Below are 9,140 nucleotides of genomic sequence, written 5' to 3' on the forward strand. Positions count from 1 at the left end.
CCCCCCCCCCCCCCCCCCCCCCCCCCCCCCCCCCCCCCCCCCCCCCCCCCCCCCCCCCCCCCCCCCCCCCCCCCCCCCCCCCCCCCCCCCACTACCGGTGTGGCGGCAACCACCCGGCCAACACCGCCGCATCAAACGGCCACGCCAATTCCCTGCCGGCCGCATCCCGCAACACCGGCACGCGCGCGCCATACCTCGCCTCCAGCGCCGCATCGTCATCGATGAACACACTCTCGAATTCCGGCGCCCGCGCCTGCGCCAGCACCGCCAGTGCCAGGTCGCATAGATGGCAATCATCACGTTGGTACAGGGTCAATCCCACTCGTCACCTGCGCTAGGAATGCTGCGCTGCAGACATGGCCTGCAGCAATGAACCCGTAGAATAGCGGCCATCTCAACGCAGTACGCAGAATAAGCATGTCCGTCAGTACGTTCGACCTGTTCAAGATCGGCATCGGCCCGAGTTCATCACATACCGTCGGCCCGATGCGCGCGGCCGAGCGCTTCGTCCACCGCTGGCTGCTGGATCCGGGACAGCTGGACAACACCGTGCGCATCCGCGCCGAGGTGTTCGGTTCGCTGGCCCTGACCGGCCGCGGCCACGGTACCGACAAGGCGGTATTGCTGGGCCTGGAAGGCAATCGCCCCAACGAGATCGACCCGGACATCATCCCGGCTACGCTGGAACGCATCCGCAGCAGCAAGCGCATCAAGTTGATGGGCCAGCGCGAGATCGCCTTCGACGAGAAGCGCGACCTGGCCCTGAACAAGCGCCAGAAGCTGCCGTACCACACCAACGGCATGCGCTTCACCGCCTACGATGCCGACGACCAGATCATCGCCACCCGTGATTACTACTCGGTCGGCGGTGGCTTCGTGGTGAATGAAGACGACGCCGCCGATGACCGCATCGTGCCGGACCAGACGCCGATCCCCTACCCGTTCAAGAGCGGTGATGAACTGCTGGCGCAGGCAGCGCGCAGCGGCCTGAGCATCGCCCAGATGATGTACGAGAACGAGAAGTGCTGGCGCAGCGAGGAAGAGATCCGCGCCGGCCTGCGCGAGATCTGGGACGCGATGCAGTCCTGCGTGACCCGCGGCATCCGCTCCGAAGGCACCTTGCCGGGTGGCCTGCATGTCAGCCGTCGTGCGCCCACCCTGTACCGCGAGCTGTCCTCGCGCCCCGAGGCCGCCATGCGCGACCCGCTGACCACGTTGGACTGGGTCAATCTGTACGCTTTGGCGGTCAACGAAGAAAACGCTGCCGGTGGCCGCGTGGTCACCGCGCCCACCAACGGCGCAGCCGGCATCATTCCGTCAGTACTGCATTACTACGACCGTTTCTGCCCGGGCAGCAACGAGCAGGGCGTGTTCAACTTCCTGTTGACCGCTGCCGCCATCGGCATCCTGTACAAGGAAAACGCCTCGATCAGCGGCGCCGAGGTCGGTTGCCAGGGCGAAGTGGGCGTGGCCTGCTCGATGGCGGCTGGTGGCCTGATGGCAGCGCTGGGTGGCAACCCCGGCCAGATCGAGAATGCCGCCGAGATCGGCATGGAACACAACCTCGGCCTGACCTGCGACCCGATCGGCGGGCTGGTGCAGATCCCCTGCATCGAGCGCAATGCCATGGGCTCGGTGAAGGCGATCAATGCCAGCCGCATGGCGATGCGCGGCGACGGCAAGCACAAGGTCTCGCTCGACAAGGTGATCAAGACCATGCGCGACACCGGCCGCGACATGCAGGACAAGTACAAGGAAACCAGCCGTGGCGGCCTTGCCGTCAACGTCATCGAGTGCTGATCCGCGGGTAAACCGGCGCTGGCCCCGTTGGGGCTGGCGCCTGCTGGTTTTTCTGTTGCTTTGGCTGGGCACCAGCTGGCTGTGGAGCAGTTATTGGACCGCCGCGCCCGGCCAAGGCACCATCGCGACCGACGGCAGTTTCGACATTCCCATCAACATCCGCCTACAGGAACACTGGGCGTTGAATCTGGATTTCCATCCAGGCAGCTTGAGCGACCAGGAGTTCGCGCACCGCACCGCTCCGTGGAAACAAGCAACACCAGTCACCAGCGCAATCACGTTGCAGTGGCGATTGCTTGCAAGCGACGGGCAACAGCTTGCCGCCGGCACCACCCCGTTCCACGGCGTGGACAGCTGGTCGAGCGACACCGTCAGCTGCACCCAGCCCCTGCCATCAATCCCGCCCGGACGCTACCGGCTGGCAGGCCAGTTGAGCGCAGCACCGTCTGCAGCCACCGGCATGAACATGGCCGTGGCAATCAGAGCCGCCAATAGCAAGGCATGGAACAGCTGGCAGCTCGCTCTAGCCTGGTGGGCCGGGCTGCTCAACATGCTACTGGTCCTGCCCTTGGGCATCCTCCTGTTGTTGGCGTTGCTGGCCCACACGCTGTGGCGCCAACGCAGCCGTCCCCACTAACCGCAAGCAGGCATCGCCAAGTTCAGGACGAGCGCCTTCGATCTCCAACGCACGCGTGTTGCAATACTTCCGCTCGTTACACCAGAATCGCCCATCACAACGCAGCTTCAGGGGGAGCGGATGCACGGCGAAAAGGAATCCGGCGAGCAGGCACCGATACGACGTCCGCGCTCGGCCGCACGCACTGCAGTGCCCGGCAATGGCATGGCAACCCTGATCAAGCTGGTACTTGCCGCAGTAGTGCTGCTGCTGTTGGCGTACTACGCTGGCAAACGAAAGCCGGCACCGCCAGCTGCTGACACCGCCGCAATAGCATCAGATGTCGCAGCACCCGCCACTGCAGCACCCGGCGCGGGCGCTGCAGCAATGGTCATCCAGGGCGAGAAGTCCACGACGATGGCGAACATCGACGAGGCGCAGATGTCGGTGCAGGAAGGCGGCAGCGTATTGCGCATCGAAGGCAGCGTCGGCAGGAACTTCGCCACTGACATGAAGGCGCAGCTGGATGCCCATCCAAACGTACGTCGCATCGATATCACCAGCGGTGGTGGTTATGCCAATCCGGGCCTGGAAGCAGCGCGACTGATCAACCGCAACAACCTCACCGTGCGGGTTCGCTCGCACTGCGCCAGCATGTGCGTGGCACTTTGGGCTGCCGCCAACCAACGGCAGCTGGAGGCCGATGCGGTGATCGGCCTGCACCAGTGGAATCCGCAGTGCGATGCACGCCCTGACGAGGCTGAGCGCAAGGAGTGCCATTACCAGGTTCAGTTCGCTACCGAGCACAACTCGAGCTACACCGCATGGTTACGCGCTGCCGGCTTCAGCCAGCGGCTGTTGAACCTGCAGTCGCAGACTGCCTCCGAAGACATCGCGGTACTGCTTGCCCCGCAGCTCTGGGAAAACGGGGTGGACTTCACCGCTGTCGACAGCAACGGCGCGCGCATGAGCCGTGAAGCGGTTCTGCAACATCTTGCCGACAGAGCCAGGCGCGGCTGAGCACTCAGGCTGTACGCCTGCCCAGCTTCAACACGCCCTCCACGGCCAACAGCGCCACCGCCAGCCAGATCGCCATATAGGTCGGCCACTGCCCGTGGCCGACGCTCTCACCCAGCAGCAAGGCCGCCAGCATCAGCAGCACCGGCTCGACATAGGTAAGCAGGCCAAACAGGCTGAATGACAGCATCTTCGAGGCCAGCATGTAGCACATCAGTGCCAGCGCGCTGATCGCCCCCAGCAGCGGAATCAACGCGTACAAAGCTGGCTTCTGTGCCAAGGCTGCCAGCAGCTGATGCCCATCACCAATCGCGGCCCACCAGGCCACCGGCAGCAACAGCAGCAGTTCCACCCAGAATCCCCCGAGGTGACCGATGCGCAGGTGCCGGCGCAGCAGGAAGTAGGCCGGATAACCCAAGGCCACCAGCAGCATTTCCCACGACAGGCCGTGACTACCCAGCAAGGCCCAGCCCACGCCGAACGCGGCACTGGCCACGGCCAGCTTCTGCAGGACCGACAGGCGCTCGCCATAGACCACGCGGCCCAGCAGCACCATCACCAAAGGCAGCAGGAAGTAGCCCATCGACACCTGCAGCGCGCGGCCATGCAGCGGTGCCCACAGGAACAGCCATAGCTGCACTCCAACCATGCCCGCACACAGCGGCAACGCCCACCACAACCGGCGCTCAACCCGCAGGCGTCGCAGTGTATCGACGATCAGGTTCTTCTCGCCGCTCACATGCAGCATCAGCGCTATCAACGGCAGCGCGAACAACACCCGCCAGCCAAAGATCTCGGCGCCTTGCAACGGTGCCAGCTGCGGACTGGCGTAGTACATCAAACCGAACAGCAGGGAGGCTGCCAGCGAAACCAGAACACCTTTGGACACAGCACACCTGTCAGAGGAAGAAACCAGCGGCATGCGATCTGCGCGGAGTGACAACACAGGCCCAATGACGCCAACGCCGCGACATCATAAAGCCTGGAAGTTGCACCGCTACCGCCGAATGATGGGCTTGCCCGTCCGCTCCGCATCTTCGCCAATGCAGCCGATGCCGGGCCCAGCACCTCCCGGCCTGGGTCGGCAATGAGTGCAAGATGCGGCACCCCATTGGTGCGGCATCGAAGCTCAGCGACTGACGATGTTCAGCACGTCATCCAGCAACGCTGCGGCGGTCACTTCGGCGCCCGCGCCCGGCCCCTGGATCAACAGCGGCTGGCTGTTGTAGCGATCACTGTGGATGGCAACCCGGTTGTCGGTGCCACTGCCGCCAGCCAGGGCATGGCCTTGCGGCAGCGCACGCAGACCAACGCTGGCACCCTGCGCGTCCAGGCGGCCGACGAAGCACAGCTTCAGACCCTGCGCCCGTGCCTGTCGCAACTGCTCGGCCAGGGGCGCGTCAAGCAACGACAGCGCGCCGTCCACTGCATCGGCGGGCAGTACAGCCAACGCCGCCGGCACCAGTGAATCAACCTTGATCTGATCGGCCTCCAGCGGCACGCCGGCAGCGCGCGCGAGTATCAGCAGCTTGCGGCGCACATCTTCGCCGGACAGATCGATACGCGGGTCCGGCTCCGTGTAACCGGCGACTGCGGCTTCGCGCACGCAGGCCGAGAACGGCTGGCTGCCGTCGTAACGATCAAACAACCAGGCCAAGGAGCCGGACAGCACGCCTTCAATGGCATGCACGTGGTCACCACCTGCAACCAAGGCCCGAATACTGCGCAACAGCGGCAAGCCCGCACCTACCGTTGCCGCATCGCCATAGCGGGCGTTGCCGGTCGCAACCGAGGCGCCAATCTTCTGCGCGCGGGCCAGGCCAGTGCCATTGCCCAGCTTGTTGGCTGTCACCACATGAATGCCCTGCGCCAACCACAGCGCATGGTCGGCGGCGACGGTTTCACTGGCAGTGGCATCGACCACGATGTCACCAGCACGCAGGCGCCCTACTTCCTCGCGATGCACCGGCTCATCACCCTGCCGCTGCGCATCACGCGCACGCGACAGCGCCGCATGCGGCGCATCGTCACAGGCCAAGGCAATACGCGAGTTGGCCACCACGTGCAGCGTTGGCAGCGTCAACTGGCGTTGCTGCAAGGCCTGGTAACGCGCAACAAAGGCCGAGCCGACCGTACCGGTTCCCAACAACACCAGCCGCGCCTGCGGCTGTTCCAGTGGACGCAGGACCGCGCTCATGCATCCACCGTTTTTTTACAGTTGCCAGCGGCCAGCTGCGTATCGGCAATCACCTTGGCAGCGCGCTCAAGACCTGCCTGCAGGTCAGCCACCAGGTCCTCGCTGGACTCGATGCCCACCGACAAGCGCAGCAGGCACTCGCTGATGCCGGCAGCAGCGCGTGCATCCGGGCTCATTGCGGCATGAGTCATGGTTGCCGGATGCGCAACCAGGCTTTCCACACCGCCCAGCGACTCAGCCAAAGTGAAGTAATGCAGGCCATCCAGGAAGGCGCGCACGGCCGCATACGGATCTTCGCCCTGGCAGGCTGCAAGTTCAAACGACAGCATCGCGCCGAAACCCTTCTGCTGACGCGCCGCCACCGCATGGCCCGGATGCGATTCCAAACCCGGGTAATACACATTGGACACCGCATCACTTGCCGCCAGCAGCTCAACCACGGCGCGGGTGTTTTCCTGATGCACGCGCAGGCGCGCATCCAGGGTGCGCAGGCCACGCAGGGTCAGGAAGGCATCGAACGGCGAACCGGTCAGGCCCAGTGCGTTCGCCCACCACACCAGTTGCTGGTGCACCTCGGCATCGCGTGCGATCACTGCGCCGCCAACCACGTCACTGTGGCCATTGACGTACTTGGTGGTCGAATGCAGCACCACGTCGGCACCGAAGGCAATCGGTGTCTGCAGCGCTGGCGACAGGAAGGTATTGTCCACGACCACCTTGGCACCAGCCTTGTGCGCGGCATCGATGACGAAACGCAGGTCGGTGATGCGCAACAGCGGATTGGACGGGGTTTCGATCAGCACCAGCTTGGGCGACTGCGCCAACGCATCGGCCAACGAGCGCGGGTCAGTGAGGTCGGCGGTGATCAGCTCGAAGTGGCCCTTCTTGGCCAGCGCATTGAACAAGCGCCAGCTGCCGCCGTAGGCATCGTGCGGCACCACCAGGTGATCGCCCGGTTCCAGCAAGGCATTCAATACCAGGTTGATCGCGCCCATGCCGGTGGCGGTGATCACACCACCGGCGCCACCTTCCAGCTCGGCCAGTGCTTCGCCGAGCAGGTCGCGGGTCGGGTTGCCGCTGCGGGTGTAATCGTATTGGCGCTTGTTGCCGAAGCCATCAAAGCTGAAATTGGACGACAGCACGATCGGCGGCGTCACCGCACCGTAGGCGGTATCGCGATCGATGCCAGCGCGCACCGCTGCGGTGGCACGGCTGCAGGAGATATCGGAAGTGTGGGACAGGCTCATGCGGTTTCTCCAGGCAGGCGTAGGGCAGTGGCGAGGATCGCGTCAATGCGATCGGTTTCTTTGAGGAAGGCGTCATGGCCATAGGGCGAGCGCAGCACGCGCAGGCTGCCGCGCTGCCCCAGGCCTTCGACCAGCGCGACCAGGTCCGACAGCGGCACCAGCCGGTCACCTTCAACCGCGACCACCAGGGTCGGCACGCTGACGGCCGCCGGATCAACCCGGTGCAGATCGATGGACTCGGACAGGCGCAGATAGGCGTTGACGCGGGTGCGGGCCACGTACTGCGCACCGGCGGCGTCGAGGTAATCCTCGGCGGCGACACGCACACGGCCATTGACCACTTCCGGTGGCGCATCGAAGCGCTCACCAAATTCTTCCGGGGTGCGGTAGCTGAGCATGGCGAACTGACGTGCCAGCGCCAGACCGTGGCTTTCCGCACACTGCAACTGGCCCAGCGCGACCGCGCGGCGCTGCAGCGCGCGCCAGGCCGACGCATACGGGTGCGGCCGATGCGCACCACTGACCGCGATCAGTTTGTGCAGACGACGCGGATGGCGGATGGCCAGCTGCAGGCCAACCAAGGCGCCATAGGAGTAGCCGACGAAGCCGTGCAGCTGTTCGATATGCAGGGCATCGAGCAAGGCCGCGATGGCATCAGCCTGATCGGCAGTATCGATCGGCGCATCCAGCTCGCCATCGGCACCGATGAAGTCAAAACCCAGCAAGCGACGACACGCCGGATCCAGCGCGCGGCCCGTGCCGACCAGACCCTCGGCCCAGCCCTTCTCGGCGTAGCCCGCATTGGCAGCGAGATGCCGATGCGCGGAAATACCACCGGCCACCAGCACCACAGGTGCGTTGGCAGCGCCTACCAGCTCATAGCGCAGGCGCAGCACACGCTGACCTGCATGACGCATGCGCAGCTGCACCTCGACCTCGCCACGCACAGCGGCAACGCTGCTGTCGGCACGGTCGATGAGAGCGACGGGGGCAAGCTGGACTGCAGTAACGGTGGCGAAACTCATGGCGGTATCCGATAAGGAGCGGCCATCGAGCTTTCGCGGAGCTCGTGTTCGCCGTACACGCGGTACGGAACGAACCATCTTTCGGCGGACACGGAGGTCACCGCAGGATTTGGCACCAAACGCAGCCGCTTGCGCGTCCGCTGGTTGCCCCGGCTTCAAAGGGCCTGTCCCTCTGCCGGTCTCGATGGTGGCGCTACATTGCCAGCCCCTCCCCTGACTGTCAATCGCTTTATTCGCATAAAGAGATGAATAAGTTTCCAAGGCAACCAAACAGGCACAATCAGGCCCTGCCCCAAGGACATTGCACTGTGCCCCGCACCATTCCCGTACTGCTGTCGTTGGCACTGCTATGCACCTGCGGCGCCGAAGCCAGTCCAGCCAGCCGCTGGCGCGAAGGCTGGGGGCTCCCGGCTGCATCAACGCCTGCGGTTGCGGCATCCAGCTCCGACGCCTTCGCCAGCCTGCAGTTGCAGGCACGTGCAGGCGGACGCAGCGCCATGGTCAGCAACCTGACCGCTGGCCCGGTGCAGGTTCGCCTGCAGGGTGATAGCCGGGCACCTGCCGCCAGCGTGCTCGCCGCGGGAGAGCAGCGCAGCCTGTTATGGCTCGCAGATGACGGCAACCCGCTGCGCTTGTCTCTGGACGCGTTCCCAGGCGATCCGGCAGCACAGCCACAGGATCACCTTTATCTGTTGCCGCTGCGCAGTGCAGTCGTTCGGGTCAGCCAAGCCTTCGCCGGCCACTACAGCCATGGCGATGCGCAGAACCTGTACGCGGTGGATTTCCCCGTACCCGAGGGTACGCCGGTACTGGCCGCGCGCGCCGGCCAGGTGATGCAGGTGGTGGACAGCCGCGAGCAAGGCAGCCTGCTGCGTATCCTGCACAGCGACGGCAGCATGGCCCTGTACGCGCACCTGCAGGCCGGCAGCGCCAACGTACGCCCCGGGCAGAACGTGGCTGTCGGGCAAGCGATCGCCCTCTCCGGCAATACCGGCCACAGCAGCGGCCCACACCTGCATTTCGTGGTGCAGGCCAATACCGGGCTGGCGCTGCGCTCGATTCCGTTCCGCATGGGCAGCGCGCGCGGCGAACTGAAGTTTCCGCGACAGGCTCCCTGAACAGGCGGCTCCACCGGTAGTGGGGGGGGGGGGGGGGGGGGGGGGGGGGGGGGGGGCGGGGGGCCCCCCCGGGGCCGCGCGGGCGGGCCGCGCGCGGGGGGGGGCGAGGCGGGGGGCGGG

At 65.5% G+C, this 9,140-nt stretch carries 9 protein-coding genes and 1 riboswitch; of the genes, 4 read left to right on the plus strand and 5 right to left on the minus strand.

Annotated features, from left to right (window positions below):
• Positions 1-91: 91 nt before the first annotated feature.
• Positions 92-322, minus strand: a complete 231-nt coding sequence (locus ACVOL0_RS19580) for a glutaredoxin family protein (protein WP_481550501.1) — start codon at positions 320-322, stop codon at positions 92-94.
• A gap of 95 nt (positions 323-417) precedes the next feature.
• Here ACVOL0_RS19580 and ACVOL0_RS19585 point away from each other — a divergent pair, with 95 nt between their 5' ends.
• The 3 genes from ACVOL0_RS19585 (at position 418) to ACVOL0_RS19595 (ending at position 3,436) form a co-directional block, all read left to right on the plus strand.
• Positions 418-1,800 carry an L-serine ammonia-lyase gene (locus ACVOL0_RS19585; protein WP_296249371.1) on the plus strand — a complete coding sequence of 461 codons (1,383 nt, stop codon included), beginning with the start codon at positions 418-420 and terminating at the stop codon, positions 1,798-1,800.
• Positions 1,801-1,855: 55 nt separating this feature from the next.
• Positions 1,856-2,437, plus strand: coding sequence for a hypothetical protein (locus ACVOL0_RS19590; protein WP_481550502.1), 582 nt, complete (start codon positions 1,856-1,858; stop codon positions 2,435-2,437).
• A 120-nt stretch (positions 2,438-2,557) separates the two neighbouring features.
• Positions 2,558-3,436, plus strand: coding sequence for a hypothetical protein (locus ACVOL0_RS19595; protein ID WP_481550503.1), 879 nt, complete (start codon positions 2,558-2,560; stop codon positions 3,434-3,436).
• A gap of 4 nt (positions 3,437-3,440) precedes the next feature.
• On the opposite strand, the gene rarD is transcribed toward ACVOL0_RS19595, so the two are convergent.
• The 4 genes from rarD to metX all read right to left on the minus strand — a co-directional run bounded on the left by rarD (position 3,441) and on the right by metX (position 7,902).
• The gene (rarD, locus tag ACVOL0_RS19600) at positions 3,441-4,322 is read right to left on the minus strand and encodes an EamA family transporter RarD (RefSeq protein WP_481550504.1); all 882 of its coding nucleotides are present in this window, start codon (positions 4,320-4,322) and stop codon (positions 3,441-3,443) included.
• A gap of 240 nt (positions 4,323-4,562) precedes the next feature.
• A complete protein-coding gene (locus tag ACVOL0_RS19605; RefSeq protein WP_481550505.1) occupies positions 4,563-5,630 on the minus strand; it encodes a homoserine dehydrogenase family protein in 1,068 nt (355 codons plus the stop codon).
• Entirely contained in the window at positions 5,627-6,877 is a 1,251-nt protein-coding gene (locus tag ACVOL0_RS19610) for an O-succinylhomoserine (thiol)-lyase (RefSeq protein WP_481550506.1), read from the minus strand. The genes ACVOL0_RS19605 and ACVOL0_RS19610 overlap by 4 nt, the downstream gene beginning before the upstream one ends.
• Complete coding sequence (gene metX, locus ACVOL0_RS19615) at positions 6,874-7,902, minus strand: homoserine O-succinyltransferase MetX (protein WP_481550507.1); 1,029 nt, start codon at positions 7,900-7,902, stop codon at positions 6,874-6,876. The genes ACVOL0_RS19610 and metX overlap by 4 nt, the downstream gene beginning before the upstream one ends.
• A 71-nt stretch (positions 7,903-7,973) precedes the next feature.
• Positions 7,974-8,093: riboswitch (SAM riboswitch) on the minus strand.
• 117 nt (positions 8,094-8,210) lie between these two features.
• Between metX and ACVOL0_RS19620 the strand changes: the two genes are divergently transcribed.
• Positions 8,211-9,020: a M23 family metallopeptidase gene (locus ACVOL0_RS19620; protein WP_481550508.1), complete on the plus strand. Its 810-nt coding sequence runs from the start codon at positions 8,211-8,213 to the stop codon at positions 9,018-9,020.
• The last annotated feature ends 120 nt before the right edge of the window (positions 9,021-9,140 follow it).

The sequence above is a fragment of the Stenotrophomonas sp. STEN021 genome, from assembly GCF_056760175.1.

Coding starts and splice junctions, on each gene's coding strand:
- ACVOL0_RS19605 (WP_481550505.1), bottom strand. CDS start 5,630: ATGAGCGCGGTCCTGCGTCCACTGGAACAGCCGCAGGCGCGGCTGGTG.
- ACVOL0_RS19610 (WP_481550506.1), bottom strand. CDS start 6,877: ATGAGCCTGTCCCACACTTCCGATATCTCCTGCAGCCGTGCCACCGCA.
- ACVOL0_RS19585 (WP_296249371.1), top strand. CDS start 418: ATGTCCGTCAGTACGTTCGACCTGTTCAAGATCGGCATCGGCCCGAGT.
- metX (WP_481550507.1), bottom strand. CDS start 7,902: ATGAGTTTCGCCACCGTTACTGCAGTCCAGCTTGCCCCCGTCGCTCTC.
- ACVOL0_RS19595 (WP_481550503.1), top strand. CDS start 2,558: ATGCACGGCGAAAAGGAATCCGGCGAGCAGGCACCGATACGACGTCCG.